Here is a 17,546-nt window from a genome sequence, read left to right on the forward strand (position 1 = left end):
CCAAGCGGCAAATTAGCTACTGGCGAAGGCAATCCCACGCGGGCCTCGCGGCATAAAATTCCGGCAATTTCAAAATTTGCGGCATTTCATGCAACTTGACGCCATCGACCTGCGCATTCTCGACGAGCTGCAGCGCGACGGCGCGCTTTCCAACGTGGAGTTGGCGCGCCGAGTACACCTGTCGCCCTCGCCATGCCTCGCGCGCGTGAAGATGCTCGAGGCGAACGGTGTGATCGACCGCTACGTGGCGCTTGCGAGCGCGAAGGCGCTGGGCCTCGGGCTCAACGTGTTCATCTCGATCAGCCTCACGACGCAAAGCAAGCAGTCGCTCGCCTATTTCGAGCAGCGCATCGCCGAGCACGACGAGGTGATGGAGTGCTACCTGATGACGGGCGACAGCGACTACCTGATCCGCATCGCCGTCGCCGACATGGCGGCGCTGGAAAAATTCATCCTGGAACAGCTCACGCCGATTCCGGGCATCGAAAAAATCCGCTCGAGCTTTGCGCTCAAGCAAGTCAGGTACAAGACGGCGCTGCCGCTGCCGCGCTGAGCCCTCCCGGAGCAATCCGGAAGGACCCACGCGCAGCCGCTTTTCCTTAGAGCCCGATCAAGCCGCCGTCATCCTTGGTGATGACCACCGTGGCCGAGCGCGGGCGGGCGCTGCCGCCCTGCGGCCAGTGGCTGCCGAACTTGGTGGGATCGCCGATGCTCGCTACCGGCGTGGTTTCGCCCGGATGCTGGATGTTGATGAACAGCGCGCGGCCGTCGCCCGATTCGGCAATGCCCGTGATCTCGCAATCCTTCGGGCCGACCAGGAAGCGGCGCAGGCCCTCGGCGCCGGGCGCCTTGCCGACGAAGGTGGCCTGCGTGCGGGTGGTGGCACCGTCGATGTTGGTGATCGTCTTCGCGCCGCCGTCGCCCAGTTGGCCTGGAAGCGCGGCCAGCAGCATGCAGTTGGTCACGTCGGTGTAGGCGCCGTCGTCCGTCTCCAGCCAGAGCAGGCCCGCGCTGGCGTGGCTGAACCACATGCCGTCGGGGCTGGAGAAGTCGTTGTCGGCGCTCAGCTGCGACACGTTGATGTCGGCCGACGCCGTGGAACGCGCGCCGAACAGGTACACGTCCCACTTGAACGTGAGCGCAGCAGGGTTGGCGCCGTCGTCCGCAAAGCGCACCACGTGGCCGTTCGGGTTGCCCAGCTGCGGGGTGGCGGTCGGGCCCTTGGGGTCGTTGTAGTAGCGCGGGTTGGCCCCGTCGGTCGCGGTGATGGGGCGCGAGGCTGCGTTGGTGTTGGTGAGCGTGACGTACACGTCGCCCGTCTTCGGGTTGACGGCCGTCCACTCGGGGCGGTCCATCTTGGTTGCGCCGGCAACGTCGGCCGCCAGGCGCGCATTGATCAACACGTCGGCGGCATCGGCAAAAGCATAGGCCGCATTGCCGGAGGTGATGCCGTTCACGCCAAGCGAGAGCTCCAGCCAGTTGCCGCTGCCGTCGGCGTTGAAGCGCGCGACGTAGAGCTTGCCGTCGTCCATGTACTTGTCGCCGGCTGCGATGCCGCCGCCGATGTCGGCCGCGTCCCAGGCCTTGGTCGAGACGAACTTGTAGATGTACTCGTTGCGCGAGTCGTCGCCCATGTACCAGACCAGCGGCTTGCCGACCACGACCGGGCCGAGGCAGGCGCCTTCATGGCCGAAGCGGCCGAGCGCGGTGCGCTTCTTGGGCGTGCTGGCGGGGTTGAAGGGATCGATCTCGACCACCCAGCCGTAGGTGTTGGCCACGTTGCGGAAATCGTCGGTGGCGGTGGCGCCGACCACCTGAGTGTTCCAGCGACCATAGATGTTGTCGGCCGTGTCGGGGGTGACGGTGGCCCACAGCTCGCGGCCGGTGCTGGCCACGCCATAGCGGGTGAACGAGGCGATCTCCTTCGCGCTGCGGTTGGGGTTGTCGGTTGCGGCAATGCGGCGGAAGTAGCCGGCCCAGTTTTCTTCGCAGGTGAGGTAGGTGCCCCACGGCGTGGTGCCGTTGGCGCAGTTGTTGACCGTGCCGCGGGTCTTGCTGCCATCGGTCGAATACTTGGTCTTCAGGTAGTCGGTCTTGGCGGCCGGACCCGAGAAGCTCATCTCGGTCAGCGTGTGGATGCGGCGGTTGAAGCTCGAATCCTGCTTGTAGCTCCAGCTGGCGCCGCTCTTTCCGACCTCGACCACGCTCACGCCGTGCAGGTAGAACTCGCGCTGCACTTCGTCCGCCACCGTGCGAACCGCCGCATTGCCGGTGCCGACGATGGTCTGGCCGGCCGGGTGGAGGAACAGCGGCGTGATGGCTTCGTGGTTCATCGTGAGCAGGCCGCGCGTGGCGCTGGCCGGGTCCCACTTGTTCGAAGCGTTCATGCCGAAGAAGGTCATGCCGTCGTGATGGTCGCCGGCGCGGCGGTCATAGGTAGCGGGCGCATCGGTGCCGTCGTTGGCATAGGCCGGCACACCGGCCGCGATCGGGTCGCCCAGGCGATAGAGCACGCTGGCGGTGTAGCCGGCTGGCACGCTCACAACGTCGTCCAGGCTCTTGGCAACCGCGCTGAAGTTGAGCTTGAGGGGTGCCGGCGCCGGTGCCGGCGGAGCGGGTGCAGGCGGCGGAGGGGCCGGGGTGGCGGGTGCCGGTGCAGGTGGCAGCACGGGGAAGGCCGTACCGCCTCCACCGCCACCACCGCAGGCCTGCAGCAGCGCCGTGCTGGCGGTGCCCACGCCCAGGCCGAACAGCTGGCGCCGGCTCAGGCGCGACGCGATCAGGTCGTTGAAGGCCGGATTCGCCGTGGGGTTGGTGCCGATGTCGTCGAGATCGATCGAAGGATCGTCGCTGCGGGAGATTGCTGTCATGCGCAATGTCTTTCGTGGGTTGAACAAATCAACCCGCGAAGGTAGGTACTTCGCATGACACCCGCGTGAAACGCTCAGCCTCTGGTCAGAATTAGCTCGCCCCCGTCTTCGAGAACAGCACGCGCACTTCAGGGCGCGGGCAGCTGCCTTGGCCAGAGGGCCCAGAGCCGCAGCGGCTGGTTCATGCTGGCGGCCAGACGGCCGGCGTCGGCGCCGGTGCCGGCGAAGTAGTCGGCACGCACCGCCCCGAGGATGGCGCTGCCGGTGTCCTGCGCCACCACCAGCTTCTGCAATTGCGCCGCAGGCCCGCTCGACGCGAGCCACACCGGCGTGCCGTAGGGAATGCTCTCGCGGTCGACCGCGATGGAGCGCCCCGCCGTCAGCGGCACGCCCTGCGCACCGCGAGGGCCGAAGGCCGCATCGACCTCGCTCAGGGTTTCTTCCCGGAAGAACACGTAGCGCGGATTGCTCCACAAGAGCTGCGACACGCGCTGCGGGTTCTGCGCCGCCCAGGCCTTGGTGTCGTCGGGCCATTTGCCGACCTTGGCCACGCCCTGCGAGATCAGCCATTGCTGCACGCTTTTGTAGGGCTGCTCATTGGTGGCAGAGAACGCCACGCGCACGGTGCGCTGCACGCCGTTGGCTTCGGTGATGCGAAGCCGCCCGGAGCCCTGGATGTGCAGCATCAGCGCATCGATGGGGTCGGCCATCCATGCGATCTCGCGGCCACGCAGCGCCGCCTGCGCCTCGGGCAGGGTCTCGATCTCCTGCCGGGTATACCAGGCGCGGCGCGGCACCAGCCCCTCAGGCGCCTGGTAGATCGGAACGTTGAAAGTAGCCGTGGGCACGCGGGAGGCCTCGTACACCGGCTCGTAATAGCTCGTGAGCTTGCCCTCGCTCGAACCCGCGAGCGATTCGACCCGGTAGGGCTGCAGCCGGTCCGTCATCCACTGGCGCTGCTCTTCCGGCGTTGCGATGGCCAGTTGGCGTACGTCGCGGCACAGCGGCGCAAACGCGGCGTTGGGCCGCACGCAGTTGGCGAGCAGCGCAATCCAGGCTTCGTGCAGCGGATCCTCGCCGAAGCCCGGCAGTTCCGCCCAGCCGACGGGCACCCATCGGCTCTTGGGATGCGTCAGCGATCCGGTCAGCGGACCGAGCTCGCGCGGGGGCGTGGCGGCGGGCCGCGTCGAAGTGTCGGGGGCCCTGGGGGCCATCGAGCAGCCGGCCAGCGTTGCTACGATCGCGAGCCCAACCAGCCACTGGAGTCCATTTCTCATGGGTTTGATTTTGCTTGAAGCCCTCGGGGCCGGGCTCGTGTTCATCCTGATCGTCTGGTGGACCATGTTCTCGGGTCGAAAAAAAGGCGAGCTGCACGACGAGGACGAGACCGCCGGCAACGACGCGAACAACTCGGACGAAAAGAATCCCCCGCCAAAAGCGTGAATTCGTCGCGTAGCCCAAAGCCGCCGCCGAATGTCGGAAAACAGGCCCCCAGCTATTACTTTAGTAGCAATCATCGTAGCATACACGGGGCTTTGCAGAAGGTTTACCCCTTTCCTCCACACCAGGAAAGCCGTACCATCGCGAGCTTGCCGACGCTAAGCTGTCCCGCCTGATTCAACCTTGAAAGGGATTGCAATGAAAAAGTTCGTACTCGCTACCACCGCTGCCGCTCTCGTCCTCTCTGGATGTGCCGGAGGCATGACCGACACCCAGCGCAACACCGGCATCGGCGCCGGCATTGGCGCATTGGGTGGCGCCGCCATTGGCTCCGCCACCGGCGGCAACCGCGGTGCTATCGGCACCGGTGCCGTGGTCGGGGCTGCTGCGGGCGCACTCGGCGGCTACCTGTGGTCCCAGCGCATGGAAAACCAGAAGCGCCAGATGGAAGCCGCAACCCAGGGCACCGGCATTGCCGTCACGCAAACGCCTAACAACGAGCTCAAGCTCCAGATCCCAAGCGATGTGTCCTTCGACGTGGGCCGTGCGAACATCAAATCCAACTTTGCGCCGGTGCTCGACCAATTTGCGAACGGCCTGCGCAACAACCCGAATGCCGAGGTGCGCATCATCGGCCACACCGACAGCACCGGCTCCGACGCCGTCAACAACCCGCTGTCGGTGGACCGCGCCCAGAGCACGCGCGACTACCTGGTGGCGCGCGGTGTAAGCGCCGCGGCCTTCCGCATCGAAGGCCGCGGCTCGCACGAGCCAATTGCCGACAACAACAGCGACGCCGGCCGGGCACAGAACCGCCGCGTCGAAATCTACGTGGGTGAGCGCGCGCCGCGAGGCTGATCGCCATCGACAGATAAAAGACAAAACAAAAAAAGAAGAAGCCGGTCGGGCGGGAGCGGCCGGCGCCCATTGCCATCGTTTCAATGTTGTTCATTCAGAGGGAAAACTCATGAGGAAGTTTGTTGTTTCGGGTGCGGCTGCGGCCGCATTGTTCGTTGTGGGCTGCGCCTCGCAATCGCCCGCGCCGGGATCGGCCGCCGCACCGGCCGCACAGGCCGCCGCGCCAGCCAACAGCTGGACCGCGCGCCTGGCCTCGCTCAAGACCGAGCTCGAAAGCTCGACCAAGGGCACGGGCGTGGTGATCGAGCAGACCACGGACAACCAGCTGCATCTCGTGATTCCCAATGAACTGTCGTTCGACGTGGGCCGCGCCAACGTGAAGCGCAACCTCGCCCAGGTGCTCGACAAGGCCGCCGAAGGCCTGCGCAGCGCCACTGCGGCCAGCGTGCGCGTGGTGGGCCACACGGACAACACTGGCAGCGAAGAAGGCAACGAACGCCTCTCGGTGAGCCGCGCTGACAGCGTGCGCAACCACCTGGTGGGCCGCGGCGTTTCGACCACGGCCATCACCACCGACGGCCGCGGTTCGCGCGAACCCCTGGCCGACAACAGCACGCCGGCCGGCCGTGCGCAAAACCGCCGCGTCGAGATCTTCGTAGCGGAAAAGGTCTGATCTTCTAGAGATCCCGCAGGCGGTTGGCCAGCTCGACCGCCGATTTCACTTCCATCTTGTCGAACACGCGCGCGCGGTGGACCTCCACCGTGCGCACGCTGATGGCCAGCTGATCGGCAATCAGCTTGTTGGGCAAGCCCTCGACCACGAGCCGCATCACGTCGCGCTCGCGCTCGGTCAGATCGGCAACGCGGCCCGCCAGGCTTTTTCGCGCGCGCTGCACCTCCAAAGCGCTGAGCGAGGCACCCAGCGCCTGCTCGATGCGGTCGACCAAGGCGTTGTCGGAGAAGGGCTTCTCGCAGAAATCGAAGGCGCCGCGCTTCACCGCATCGACCGCCGTCGGCACGTCGGCGTGGCCGGTCAGAAAGATCACCGGCATGGCGTCCAGCAGGCCGCGCTCCGCGAGCCGGTCGAACAGCACCAGGCCGCTGGTGCCGGGCATGCGCACGTCCAGCAGCAGGCACAGCGGCTGCTCGGGCAGCGGGCCCTCGGCCAGGCGCTGCTCGAAGGCTTCGGCGCTGGCGAAGTGTTCGCTTTCGAGGCGACGCGAACGCAGCAGCCACGCCAGCGCCTCGCGCACGCTGGCGTCGTCGTCCACGATGAAGATGAGACCGTCGATCAGCGGTTGCATATCGATTCCAGAAACGAGCGCGAAGCCTTGGGGTGAGTCATGTACTCGGCAGGGTAAATCGGAACACGGTGCCTCGGGGAGAGTTGGGCTCGAACATGAGCACGCCGCCATGCTGCTCCACCACGGTACGGCACAGGCTGAGGCCCAGCCCCATGCCATCCGGCCGCGTGGTGAAAAAAGGAGTGAAGAGGCGGCCCGCCACTTCTTCGCTGATGCCGCTGCCGAAGTCGGCAACTGAAAATTCGAGCCAGCGCCGCGCGTCCTCCGCGCCCGGGCCGCCGACGGCCACCACGCGCGCCACGCGCAGCCGCAGAACGCGGCCGCCGGCGCTGTCCGCCGTGTCCATCGCCTGCATCCCGTTGCGCGCCAGGTTCAGCAGCACCTGCTCGACCAGCGTGCGGTCGCACATGGCCCTGGGCAGTCCGTCTTCGAGCGCCACCTCGATGTTCACGCCCAGCTTGCGCGCTTGCAGCCGCACCAGCGGCAGCACCGCATCGATCAGCGCCTGCGGCGCCACGGCCTCGCGCGTGCGGTCACGCCGGCGCACGAAGTCATGCACGCTGCGGATCACCTGGCCGGCGCGGTCGGCCTGCTCGGCAATGCGCCGCACCGCCATGGCCACCTCGGCCTGCTCGCCCTTGGCGTGCGGGCCCAGCATGTTGAGCGACCCGGTCGCATAGCTGGCAATGGCGGCCAGGGGCTGGGTAAGTTCGTGGCTCAGGAGCGACGCCATTTCACCGACGGTGGCAAGCCGCGCGCTGGCCTGCAGGCGCTCCTGGCTGGCGCGCGAGAGTTCCTCGATGCGGCGCTGTTCGCTGATGTCGATGAAGGCGCTCATCCACCCGGTCTGCACGCGATGCGCGTTGATCAGCGGGGCCTCGAAGATGAGCACCGGAAAACGCGTGCCGTCCTTGCGCATGAAGACCGACTCGAAGCCTTCGCGCGGCGGCATGCCGCCGGCCAAGCGCCGCGCCTGTCGCTGCTGGTATTCGTGCGCCAGCTCGGTCGGCCAGTAAGGCGCCTCGATCGATTCGCCGCTGCCGGCCATCAGCTCCTCGGGGCTGAAGCCGACCATTTCGCAGAAGGCGGGATTCACGTAGGTGATGCGCCCCTGCAGGTCGCGCGCGCGCAGGCCGGTGATGACCGAATCTTCCATCGCCTTGCGGAAAGCCAGCGCGTCGGCCAGGTCGCGCTCGGCGCGCAGCCGGCGGCGCGTGTCGCGCGCCAGCAGCACCAGCACCGACACCAGCGCAATCGAGATGGCCGTGACCAGCGCGGTCAGCACGTTGGGGAAAAGATCGGGCGCGGCACGCCAGCCGTCGACGCGCAGCATCAGCGCGGCGCCGGGCAGGTCGATCAGCTGCTGCGAAGTGAAAACGCGGGTGCCCGTTCGGCGCGAGGTGCCGAGCGCCACCAGCCGCGTGCCGTCGGCTTCGGTGAAAGCCACCTCCTGGCCGCGCGTGAGCGTGGGGCCGACGAGTTCGATGAGCGTGTCGCGCAGCGAATAGCTGGCCACCAGGAAGCCGCCCGCGTCGATAGGCACGCAGAGCTCCATCACCTCGACACCTCCGCCGCCGAGGATCGGCACGTAGTGGCTCGGCGAATAGGCCGGTGCGCCAAGCTTGCGCGCGGCCGCGCAGGCCAAGGCCACATCGGACTGGTCTGCGCCGCGGCTCTCCTCGTCGATCAGGCGCATGCGATAGGGCGTGTTGACGGCCTCCAGCGGGCGCAGCGCGGCATCGCGCCACTCGAGCCGGAGCCACTCGCGGTGCTCGCGCAGCAAGCTGGCGGCGGCTTCCGGCCAGCGCGTAGGGTCCATGCCCGAGACCTGCGTGGCGCGCAGGCTTTGTGCATTGCGCTGGAGGCCAATGCGCAGGTCGGACACCGCGTCGGCCGTGTCGCGGTCGAGCGTCGCCTGCACCTGCTCCACCTCGTGCCGCCCGGCGAGCCACACCACGGTGATCAGCAGCGCCGACACCAGGACGGCCAGGATCAGCCAAAGAAACCAGCGCTGCCACAGCGAGCGCAGGCGCGCGAACGCGGACAGCGCCCATCGCGGCGGTGCGACTTGCAAGGCACTCTCCATCGCTAGAGAACGCTGTGCGAGAGAACCGGCAGCTGGCCGCGCATGCGCTCGACCTGTCCGGCCTCGATGTCGAACAGCACCACGCCTTCGTCGCTGGCCTGCTGCGCCACCACGGCGCCCCAGGGGTCGACGATCATCGATTGGCCCCATGTGTGGCGACCGTTCTCGTGCGTGCCGCCCTGAGCGGGCGCAACCACCCACGCCAGGTTCTCGATCGCGCGGGCACGCAGCAGCACCTCCCAATGCGCGGCGCCGGTGGTGCGGGTAAAGGCACTGGGCACCAGCAGCAGCTCGGCACCCTGCCTGGCCAACGCGCGGTAGAGCTCGGGAAAGCGCAGGTCATAGCAGACGCTCATGCCCACGCGCCAGCGGTGGCCGTCGCGGGAAGGCAGGTCGAACACCACGGGCTTCGCACCCGGCGCGATCACGCGGCGCTCGTCGTAGCGCTCGGTGCCGTTGTCGAAATAGAACAGGTGAATCTTGTCGTAGCGCGCCACGCACTGGCCATCGGGCGAATAGCACAGCGAACTGTTGAACACGTGCTCCGCGTCGGTCGTCTCGATGGGCAGCGTGCCGCCGACGATCCAGAGCCCGAACTCGCGTGCCGCGTCAGCAAGAAAGCCCTGCACGGTGCCGGTCCCGGCGGTTTCGCGCAGGCCCAGCTTGTCGGTGTCTCGCGCGCCCATCATGCAGAAATACTCGGGCAGCACCGCCAGCTCGGCGCCTGCCTCGGCCGCTTGCGCGAGCAGGCCGTGGGCGCGTGCGAGGTTGGCTTCGCGGGCGATGGCCGACACCATCTGAATGGCTGCGACTTTCATTGCGTGGTCTCCGTTTTCTTGCCTTCGCCGCCCGCGGCTGGCGCTGCGGGCAGAGCCGAGGCATTGGGCACGATGGATCGTCGTGGCACCTTGGCGATCTTGGGGTCGGCCCAGGTGCCTTCGATGTGGAACTCTTGCGTGGCGGCGGTGGCGAGCGGTTTGCTCAGCACCCACTGCGCGAGGAAGGTGCCCAGGCCGATCGCCGGGTTGATGGCGGTGGCCACCAGCGCGGCGGTGCCGGCGTTGATTTCGGGCACCACCACCACGCGCAGGTCTTGCGTCTCGCGCACGATGTCGGCCGAGCCGTCCATCAGCGCGGCGGCGTTGACGCCCTTCATCTGCAGGTTGTTGGTGCTCGCAATGCCGTTGGTAATTTTCGCGTCGCCGCGGATGAAGTCGAAGGCAAAGCCCTGGCTGAATACATCGCGGAAATCCAGCGTAAGCCGGCGCGGCAGCGCCTGCAGGCTCAGCACGCCGAGCAGCTTGGCCAGGCCGGGGTCGGCCTTGAGGAACTGGCCGGATTCGACGTTGACCTGGATCTGCCCGCCCAGGCTCGGGTAATCGAGCGAGAACGGCGAGCCGCGCCAATGAACGTCGCCCTCGAGCCGCCCGCTGCCGCGCCGCAGGACGCCAGGCATGCCGAAGCGCGTGAGCAGGTTGCCGGCGTCCGCAATGTCGAGCGTGAAGGTCATCGCCGTGCGGCGCCGCTCGGAGCGTCCGGGCGTGGTGACCGAGCTCGCGGCCCACGTGCCCTTGGCCGTGAAGTTTGCCTCGGGCATGGTGAAGCTCAGCTTGTTGAGCAGCCATTCGCGGCCCGCGCCGCCGCGGTTGACGGCGTCGATCTCGGCGCGGCCCAGGCGCTTGCCCAGCAGTTCGAAGTCGTCGACGACGATGTCCAGCGCCGGCAGCGTGCCGGGCTCCTCGTCGAGCAGCGTTTCGACCTGCGTCGCCTCGGCCGGCGCAATCTTGAGCCGCGCAAGCCGCGCATAGAGCCGTCCGGCCTGCGTGTGGCGGTACTCCGCGTAGCCGCTGAGTTCCGAGGCATCGATGTTGGCGCGCCAGAGCGTCCCCTCGCGCGTGCCGCCGAGCACCACGTTGTGCAGCGTGCGGCCCGCAATGCCGAGCTGCTGCGCGCGCACCGCGATGCGCGTGGGCACGTAGCTCATGGCCGCGTCCTCGGTGCCGGCCGGCGCCTCGGCCGCACCGGCGCCTGTGCCGGTGTCGCCAACGAGAGCCTGCCATGCCGGCATGTCGAGCTTGGCGATGTTGACGTTGGCCGTCACGCCCCTTTCGGGCACGCTGGCGGTTTCGCCGGGCGCCAGCCCGATGGCGACGCTCCCGCGCAGCACGCGCGCATCGGCACCTGAAATGTCGCGCACATACTGGACCGCGCCGATGCGGCCGAGCTCCATCGAGAGCTGGTCCTGCACCGCGACCGCAACACCCGCGCGGTTTTCGCGCTGCAACACCTTCTTCTCGATGCGCAGCGGCATCTGCTCGTCGGCCGATTTCACCAGGGGTGCAGGCAGCTGCAAGGCCAAGCCCTGCAGCGTGCTGGTGACGGAAAACTCGGGTGCACCGTCGCGCATCGAAAAGGTGGCCGCGTAGGGCGTGCTGCCGGTGGCCTTGGCCGCGATTCGGGTGAGCCACTCGGCCTCGCGCGCACTGCGCAGGCCCTCGGCCGTGGCGGTGCCCTGCGCCTTCAGCGCCACTTCGCGGTTGGCACCGGCAAAGCGGCCGCGGCCCTCGAGCCGAATGTCGCCGCCCAGCAGCCGGGCCTGGACGCCGGCCAGCGAAAAACCAGTTTCAGTGAAGCTCACCGTGCCCTTGGCCTGGGTGAACGACGGCGCTTCGGGCACGAACTGCAGTTCGTTGTCGGACAGCGCAATGCTGGCCTGGACCTTGGCCGCGTCCAACGCGGCGAGCGGCAGTTCGAGGTGCAGGCGGTAGTCGGCCACGCCGGTGGCGCGTGCGCGGGACAGCGCCTCGCCGGTCTCGCCGGCCAGCGGCGCACCCACGCGCAGCAGTTCGCCCAGCGGCCCCTTAGCCTGCGCATCGAGGCGCAGCAGCGAGGCGTGGTGCGACATGTCGGCAATCTGGGCCTCGGCCTTGGTGACCTCGATGCCCGACGCGCCGGCCAGCCGCCCGCGCGCATTGCGCACCAGCATGCCCGCGCGCTCGAACACGAGCTCGCCCGAAAGCCCGGTGAGCGGCGGCCAGACCGGTGCCGGCGTGCCGGGGCGGGCCGCAGGGCCGGCCGCCTTTGCTGCGGTCGACGCAGCAATGGCCGACGTTGGCGGCACGTAGGCGTAGTTGACGTCGGCGACCTTGGCCACGATGCGGAACTCGCCCTTCTTCGGATCCATGAACGGCATGTCGCGCAGGTCGCCGCGCACGCGAAAGTCGACGCTGCTGGCCGTGCCCTTGGTGACCGCGCTGCGCACGTAGTCGCGCGTGTGCTGGGGAATTTCGAGCGGCAGGTAGCGGAACACGCGCGTGCCGTCGGCGCGCGTCAGCTTGCCCTGCAGGTCGAGCACGCCGGGGTAGCGCCCGCGCCCGGACGAGACGGCTGGATCGCTGGTGCGCCAGCTGGCCTCGGCCTCGCCCTCGGCGTCGGTATTGGCAAAGCGCAGCTTGGAGACCTGCAGCTGCGCGTTGCCCTTATCGAGCTTCCATTGCAGCTGGGCGGCGAGACGTTCGATCGGAATCACCGGCTCCTCGAACACGCCCGGAAACTCGAGCGTGCCCTGTGCGATCGACAGCGCTGCGGTGCCGCCAGTGTGGGTGGCCTCGAATTCGACCGTGGCGCCGCTCACGCCGGGCGAGCCGGCATGCGGGCGTTGCGGGCTCGATGCAGTGCCGCTCCCGGTGGGTGCGGCCGGCGCGGCGTTGGCACTTTGCGGCGGCGCCGGCTGCGATGCCACGCGCAGGCCACTGACCCGCCCCTTGGCCTGGTAGCGCTCGGGCGCGCCCAGCGACCCCTGCCAGTTCAGGTCGATGCGCTCGACCAGCCCGCGCGGCGCATAGGCGTCGAGCGCGCGGTGCGTGGCATCGCCCAGCGGCAGGCGGTCGGCGATGAGTGCCAGTGCGGCCAGGTCGAGCCGGTCGGCGCGCAAGGCGCCGTGCTCGGGCGTGCGGCCTTGCGCCGGCGAGTGCTGCATCCACAGGTTGCCGCCAGGCCAGCGCATGCCGTCGGCAGTGTCGAACTGCAGCGCGGCGGTCGAGAACTCGAAGGTTTCTTCGTTCAGCTGGCCCGCGAGCCGACCGGTCACCGAACGCAGCACCAGCGGCTGGAGGTCGCGGCCCAGCGAGGCGTCGATGCGGTTGAGGCCCAGGTCCGCCGCGCCGCCCACGACCTGGCCTTTCTTCAGGTCGGCCCAGAGGCGCAGCGCACCGCTGCCTTCCCGGATGCGCGCGTCGATGGAGACATAGCGGCCAAGGCGCGTGACGTCCATGTAGGGCAGGTCGGCGTAGATCTGGCCGTCCCAGGTTTGCCAGCGTCCGGAGCGCACCGACAGCAGCGGCTGGCGGAACTGGCCGCGCAGCGTGAAACGCTCGCCCCATCCGACCGGCGGCGTGGCGTCGAGCCGAAGGTTGTGTCGGCGGGCGGTGTTGCGCGCCACGAACCGCACGTTGGTCAGCAGCAGCGGCTCGGCCTGGCGCTGCTCGTCGGTCCAGCGCACGGTGCCGCCTTCGACGATCAGCTCGCGCTGGGCAAAAAACCAGTCGGCGGCGCGGGTCTCTCCGGTGGTGTCGGTGTCCATGTGAAGACCGGCCACGTGCAGCTTGCCGAGTACGTCGCGGCGTACGTCGACTTGTGGCCCCTCGATGTAGAGCTGCTCGAAGTTGAGGCGCCACAACGAGCGCGGCGACACGCTCGCCACCACCCGCACAAGGCGCAGGGCTTCCCGCTTCTGGGCATCGTGCAGCACCACGTCGCGCAGCTCGAAAACCGGAAACAGGCTATCCGATCGGGCGGTGATCGACCCGATGCGCACGGGTACCCCGATGGCCTTGCTGGCTTGTGCCTCGAGCGCACCACGGTAATCGCCGATTCGCGGCACAATCCATGCGTGTAGGACAACCACTGACAGTGCCAGCAGAAGCCATGCAGCGATCAGTAAACCCAACAGCCAGCGCGCCGTCGCAGCGGTGATCTTGAGCAGACGTGAAGGGGAAGACGCCGTGTCGTTCATTGAGGATCGCGCTGTGTCAGGAATTATGACCGCCAGCACTCAGGGGGGTTCCACGGAAACCAATAACAGTGTGAACCAGTTGCCAGCCACACCACCCGACGCGATCGAGGTCGCGTTTTCTTCTTATTCGCGCTTCGTCCAGCGCCTGCGCCGCAGGTATGCGGCCGAGCTTGCATTGCTTCCCCCTGGCGCGCCGCGGCGCGAGTCGATGTCAAAGGCCTACGAGGCATTGCGCGAACGCGGGGATGGCGTCGGCGATGCGCTGCGCATTGTGCGGCAGCTCGTGATGGAGCGGCTCGTCACCCTCGATTGCGATGCGAAGGCGCCGCTGGCCGTGGTGACCACGGCCGTGACCGAACTCGCCGAATTCGCGCTCGACGTCGCCTGCCGCGACGCCTGCCAGGAGCTCGACGCGCAGCACGGTGCACCGGTCGGACCCGAGGGCCAGCGCGCGCAGCTGTGGGTGGTGGGCATGGGCAAGCTTGGCGCGCGCGAGCTCAATGTGTCGAGCGACATCGACCTGATCTATCTGTACGACCTGGACGGCGAAACCCGAGGCGATGCCGACGGCCGCGGCCGCCTCTCCAACCAGGAGTATTTTTCCCGCGCCGTGAAGCGCATCTATGCGCTGGTGGGCGACATCACCGAGCACGGCTTCGTGTTCCGTGTCGACCTGGCGCTGCGGCCGAACGGCAATTCGGGGCCGAGCGTGGTGTCGCTCGACGCGCTCGAAGAATATTTCCAGGTGCAGGGCCGCGAGTGGGAGCGCTTCGCCTGGATGAAGAGCCGCGTGGTCGCGCCGCGCGACGTCGTTGCGAAAGGGCTTGCTCAGAGCCTGCGCGGCACGGTGCTGCCTTTCGTGTTCCGCCGCTATCTCGACTACAGCGTGTTCGATTCGCTGCGCACGCTGCACCGGCAGATCCGCGAGCAGTCGGCTCGCCGGAGCGCAGGCCGGCCCGAGCGCGCCAATGACGTCAAGCTGTCGCGCGGCGGCATCCGCGAAATCGAATTCACTGTGCAGCTGCTGCAGGTGGTGCGCGGCGGGCAGTTTCCCGAACTGCGTACCCGGCCGACGCTGGATGCACTGCAGCGTGTGGCGCGTGCCGGGCTGATGCCGCAGGAAACCGCCGATGCGCTGGCCCTGGCCTATGAATTCCTGCGCCGCGTGGAGCACCGCATCCAGTACCTGGACGATCAGCAGACCCACGTACTACCGGTGGCCGACGACGACTTGCGCTGGATTGCCCAGACCATGGGCTATGCCGGCTGCTGTGCCTTTCTCGAGCAGCTCGATACGCACCGCGAGCTCGTGGCGCAGGAGTTCGACAAGCTGCTCGGCGGCGTGAAGTCCTGCAATGGCAAATGCAGCGGCAAGAAGGCCGGCGTGCCCGCTGACTTGGCCGATCTGCTCGAAGAACTGCCGCCCGCATTTGCCGCCCGAATCGGCAACTGGTGCGAGCAGCCGCGCGTGCTGGCGCTGCGCGAAGAAACGCGCGCCCGGCTGCGCCAGCTGGTGCAGCGCACCGGCCAATGGCTGAAAGAACCCGATGGCGACGGCCCGGGACAGACGCCGCGCCACGTGGACGCCGCCTTGCGCTGGGCCGACTGGATCGAGCCGCTGCTGCGGCGCGAGAGCTATGTGGCGCTGCTGGTCGAACGGCCGGCGGTGCAGGAGCGGCTGTTGCGGCTCCTGGGCGCCGCAAAGTGGCCAGCGCGCTACCTGATGCAGCACCCCGGCGTCATCGACGAGCTGGCGAGCGACGAGATGCTGTCGGGCCGCTTCGTGGCTGCGGAGTTCGAGCGCGAGCTCGAAGCGCGCCACGCCTCCCTCAGCCGCACCGGCGAAGCCGACGAGGAACGCCTGCTCAACCTGCTGCGCCACGCGCACCATGCCGAGGTGTTCCGCACGCTGGCTCGCGACGTGGACGGCCGGATCACCGTGGAACAGGTGGCCGACGACCTGAGCGCGCTGGCCGACACCACGTTGCGCGTGACCGCCCGCTGGTGCTGGTCGCACGTGCGCAACCGGCACCGCGAGGTGCCGCAGTTCGCGATCATCGGCTACGGCAAGCTGGGCGGCAAAGAGCTGGGCTACGGCAGCGACCTGGACATCGTTTTCGTCTACGAGGACGACGACGAGCGCGCGGGCGAGGTCTACGCGGCTTATATACGCAAGCTGATCAACTGGCTGACCGTGAAGACGCGTGAGGGCGACCTGTTCGAGATCGACACCGCCCTGCGGCCCAACGGCAACTCGGGCCTGCTGACGACCACCTTCGAAGCCTACGAGCGCTATCAGCTCGGGCGCGGCAGCAACACGGCATGGACCTGGGAGCACCAGGCCATGACGCGCGCTCGTTTTGTGCTCGGCAGCGCCGAACTGGGCGCGCGCTTCGACCAGGTGCGGGAGGCCGTCATCGTGGCGCCGCGCGACCACCAGGCACTCCGGGCCGAGATCATCGCCATGCGCGACAAGGTGCGCGGCGCGCGGCCGGTGAAGGCCGACCGCTTCGACGTTAAGCACAGCCCTGGCGGCATGGTGGACGCGGAGTTCGCGGTGCAGTTCCTGGTGCTGTCGGAGTCGGCCGGGCATCGGGAACTCATTCCCAACGTGGGCAACATCGCGCTCTTGGTGCGCGCGGAAGAAGCCGGCCTGCTGCCCGCCGCCGTGGGCCGCAATGCCGCCGCAGCCTACCGCGAACTGCGCCGCGTGCAGCATCGCGCACGCCTTAACGAAGAGCCGACGCAGGTCGCCCCGCCCGCCTTGGCCAATGAGCGCAAAGCCATGCTGGCGCTTTGGAAGGCGGTATTTGGCTGACGGCGCCCGCACCTGCGCCACCTCGGCGTTGGCCGCCTGCGCGGTGGCGGTCGCCGTTCTTCTCGCCGGTTGCGCCAGCGGACCGCGCAGCGGGGGCAGCGCTCTAGGCAGTCGCGACGGCCCTGGCAGCAACATTCCCCCGGATCTCGATCGCGTGCCCGATGCCGAGCCCCGCGTCGAACCCATGCGCAACAGCGGCGGTACCAGCAAGCCCTACACGGTGCTGGGCCGGGCCTACCAGCCGATCACCGACGACCGGCCGTTCCGCGAATCGGGCATTGCCTCGTGGTACGGACGCAAGTTCCACAGCGTATCGACCGCGAGCGGCGAACCGTACGACATGTACGCTATGACGGCCGCGCACAAGACATTGCCGCTGCCCAGCTATGTGCGCGTGCGCAACCCGGCCAACGGACGCGAGGTGATCGTGCGGGTGAACGACCGCGGGCCGTTCGTCGACGGCCGCGTTATCGACCTGAGCTACACGGCGGCGCTCAAGCTCGACCTGCTGCGCGGCGTGGCGCCGGTGGAGATCGAACGCATCACGAACGAAGACATCCGCACCGGTGCGTGGCGGCGTGATTCGGGGACGGCGTATGCCTCGGCGGCACCACCGCCGCAGCCCTCGCGCACGCCAGCGCCGGGCGTTGTGCCGGTTCCTTCGGCCTGGGTGGCGCCGGTGGCGACGAATGCGCCGGCCGCATCCACGATGCCAGTGGCCCCGCAGACGGCGATGGCATCCGCGGAATCTGCGGCGCAAGCTGCGTCACAGGTTCCGGACACCGCATCGCGCGGGCAGATCGAAGTCACCGAGTTGCCGCCGATGGCACCCATGGCGCCGCTTGCACCGCCGGCATCCGCGGCCCGCTCAACGTCCGCGCCCTCTTCCACCGCCGCCGCATCGGCAGGCTTTTGGGTTCAGCTGGGCGCGTTCCGCGAGCGCGATGGCGCGGAGAACCTCTTGAGCGAAGCCGCCCGCGGCCTACCCACGCTGGCGCCGCAACTGCGCGTGTTCAGCGAGGCCGGCACGCACCGCCTGCAGGCCGGGCCCTTCCCCTCGCGCACGGCGGCCGGAGAGGCTGTCACGCAGCTGCGCGAGAGCCTGCGCATTGCGCCGATGGTGGTGGAGCGACGCTAAACCGCGCCATTGGACGCA

The 17,546-nt window shown here is 68.3% G+C and carries 12 protein-coding genes; 6 read left to right on the plus strand and 6 right to left on the minus strand.

The features are described 5' to 3' along the window. Positions 1 to 88 precede the first annotated feature (88 nt). The gene (locus tag J2X92_RS26805; protein ID WP_028258331.1) at positions 89 to 553 is read left to right on the plus strand and encodes an Lrp/AsnC family transcriptional regulator; all 465 of its coding nucleotides are present in this window, start codon (positions 89 to 91) and stop codon (positions 551 to 553) included. Positions 554 to 599: 46 nt separating this feature from the next. Here J2X92_RS26805 and J2X92_RS26810 read toward each other — a convergent pair whose 3' ends face one another. Both J2X92_RS26810 and mltA read right to left on the minus strand, forming a co-directional pair. Further along, a complete protein-coding gene (locus J2X92_RS26810; protein WP_307580461.1) occupies positions 600 to 2,870 on the minus strand; it encodes a PhoX family protein in 2,271 nt (756 codons plus the stop codon). A 128-nt stretch (positions 2,871 to 2,998) separates the two neighbouring features. Next, positions 2,999 to 4,147, minus strand: a complete 1,149-nt coding sequence (gene mltA / locus J2X92_RS26815) for a murein transglycosylase A (RefSeq protein ID WP_307580463.1) — start codon at positions 4,145 to 4,147, stop codon at positions 2,999 to 3,001. Here mltA and J2X92_RS26820 point away from each other — a divergent pair. From J2X92_RS26820 to J2X92_RS26830, 3 genes are all read left to right on the plus strand, one after another. Continuing rightward, entirely contained in the window at positions 4,146 to 4,313 is a 168-nt protein-coding gene (locus J2X92_RS26820; protein WP_307580465.1) for a hypothetical protein, read from the plus strand. The two genes, mltA and J2X92_RS26820, sit on opposite strands and share 2 nt — an antisense overlap. A 195-nt stretch (positions 4,314 to 4,508) precedes the next feature. Next, positions 4,509 to 5,168, plus strand: coding sequence for an OmpA family protein (locus tag J2X92_RS26825; protein ID WP_307580467.1), 660 nt, complete (start codon positions 4,509 to 4,511; stop codon positions 5,166 to 5,168). A gap of 109 nt (positions 5,169 to 5,277) precedes the next feature. After that, positions 5,278 to 5,841 (plus strand): OmpA family protein, encoded by a 564-nt coding sequence (locus tag J2X92_RS26830; RefSeq protein ID WP_307580469.1) that lies wholly within the window; start codon positions 5,278 to 5,280, stop codon positions 5,839 to 5,841. A 4-nt stretch (positions 5,842 to 5,845) separates the two neighbouring features. On the opposite strand, the gene J2X92_RS26835 is transcribed toward J2X92_RS26830, so the two are convergent. From J2X92_RS26835 to J2X92_RS26850, 4 genes are read right to left on the minus strand one after another with little or no spacing between them, the layout of a single operon-like run. Then, positions 5,846 to 6,472, minus strand: a complete 627-nt coding sequence (locus J2X92_RS26835) for a response regulator transcription factor (RefSeq protein ID WP_307580471.1) — start codon at positions 6,470 to 6,472, stop codon at positions 5,846 to 5,848. Between the two features lie 37 nt (positions 6,473 to 6,509). Beyond that, a complete protein-coding gene (locus tag J2X92_RS26840) occupies positions 6,510 to 8,558 on the minus strand; it encodes a two-component system sensor histidine kinase NtrB (RefSeq protein WP_307580473.1) in 2,049 nt (682 codons plus the stop codon). Between the two features lie 2 nt (positions 8,559 to 8,560). Further along, the gene (locus J2X92_RS26845; protein WP_307580475.1) at positions 8,561 to 9,376 is read right to left on the minus strand and encodes a carbon-nitrogen hydrolase family protein; all 816 of its coding nucleotides are present in this window, start codon (positions 9,374 to 9,376) and stop codon (positions 8,561 to 8,563) included. Then, a complete protein-coding gene (locus tag J2X92_RS26850) occupies positions 9,373 to 13,572 on the minus strand; it encodes a YhdP family protein (protein ID WP_307580477.1) in 4,200 nt (1,399 codons plus the stop codon). The genes J2X92_RS26845 and J2X92_RS26850 overlap by 4 nt, the downstream gene beginning before the upstream one ends. A 25-nt stretch (positions 13,573 to 13,597) precedes the next feature. Between J2X92_RS26850 and glnE the strand changes: the two genes are divergently transcribed. Next, positions 13,598 to 16,390 (plus strand): bifunctional [glutamate--ammonia ligase]-adenylyl-L-tyrosine phosphorylase/[glutamate--ammonia-ligase] adenylyltransferase, encoded by a 2,793-nt coding sequence (gene glnE, locus J2X92_RS26855; protein WP_307580479.1) that lies wholly within the window; start codon positions 13,598 to 13,600, stop codon positions 16,388 to 16,390. Continuing rightward, on the plus strand, positions 16,383 to 17,528 hold the full coding sequence (locus J2X92_RS26860; RefSeq protein ID WP_307580481.1) for a septal ring lytic transglycosylase RlpA family protein: 1,146 nt from the start codon (positions 16,383 to 16,385) through the stop codon (positions 17,526 to 17,528). The genes glnE and J2X92_RS26860 overlap by 8 nt, the downstream gene beginning before the upstream one ends. Positions 17,529 to 17,546 lie beyond the last annotated feature (18 nt).

It is taken from the genome of Variovorax paradoxus (assembly GCF_030811855.1).
GTDB classification, from domain to species: domain Bacteria; phylum Pseudomonadota; class Gammaproteobacteria; order Burkholderiales; family Burkholderiaceae_C; genus Variovorax; species Variovorax paradoxus_L.

Bases quoted from the DNA above. Each gene is read 5' to 3' on its own strand.
- J2X92_RS26805 (WP_028258331.1), top strand. From the start codon at position 89: ATGCAACTTGACGCCATCGACCTGCGCATTCTCGACGAGCTGCAGCGC.
- J2X92_RS26810 (WP_307580461.1), bottom strand. From the start codon at position 2,870: ATGACAGCAATCTCCCGCAGCGACGATCCTTCGATCGATCTCGACGAC.
- J2X92_RS26820 (WP_307580465.1), top strand. From the start codon at position 4,146: ATGGGTTTGATTTTGCTTGAAGCCCTCGGGGCCGGGCTCGTGTTCATC.
- mltA (WP_307580463.1), bottom strand. From the start codon at position 4,147: ATGAGAAATGGACTCCAGTGGCTGGTTGGGCTCGCGATCGTAGCAACG.
- J2X92_RS26825 (WP_307580467.1), top strand. From the start codon at position 4,509: ATGAAAAAGTTCGTACTCGCTACCACCGCTGCCGCTCTCGTCCTCTCT.
- J2X92_RS26830 (WP_307580469.1), top strand. From the start codon at position 5,278: ATGAGGAAGTTTGTTGTTTCGGGTGCGGCTGCGGCCGCATTGTTCGTT.
- J2X92_RS26835 (WP_307580471.1), bottom strand. From the start codon at position 6,472: ATGCAACCGCTGATCGACGGTCTCATCTTCATCGTGGACGACGACGCC.
- J2X92_RS26840 (WP_307580473.1), bottom strand. From the start codon at position 8,558: ATGGAGAGTGCCTTGCAAGTCGCACCGCCGCGATGGGCGCTGTCCGCG.
- J2X92_RS26845 (WP_307580475.1), bottom strand. From the start codon at position 9,376: ATGAAAGTCGCAGCCATTCAGATGGTGTCGGCCATCGCCCGCGAAGCC.
- J2X92_RS26850 (WP_307580477.1), bottom strand. From the start codon at position 13,572: ATGAACGACACGGCGTCTTCCCCTTCACGTCTGCTCAAGATCACCGCT.
- glnE (WP_307580479.1), top strand. From the start codon at position 13,598: ATGACCGCCAGCACTCAGGGGGGTTCCACGGAAACCAATAACAGTGTG.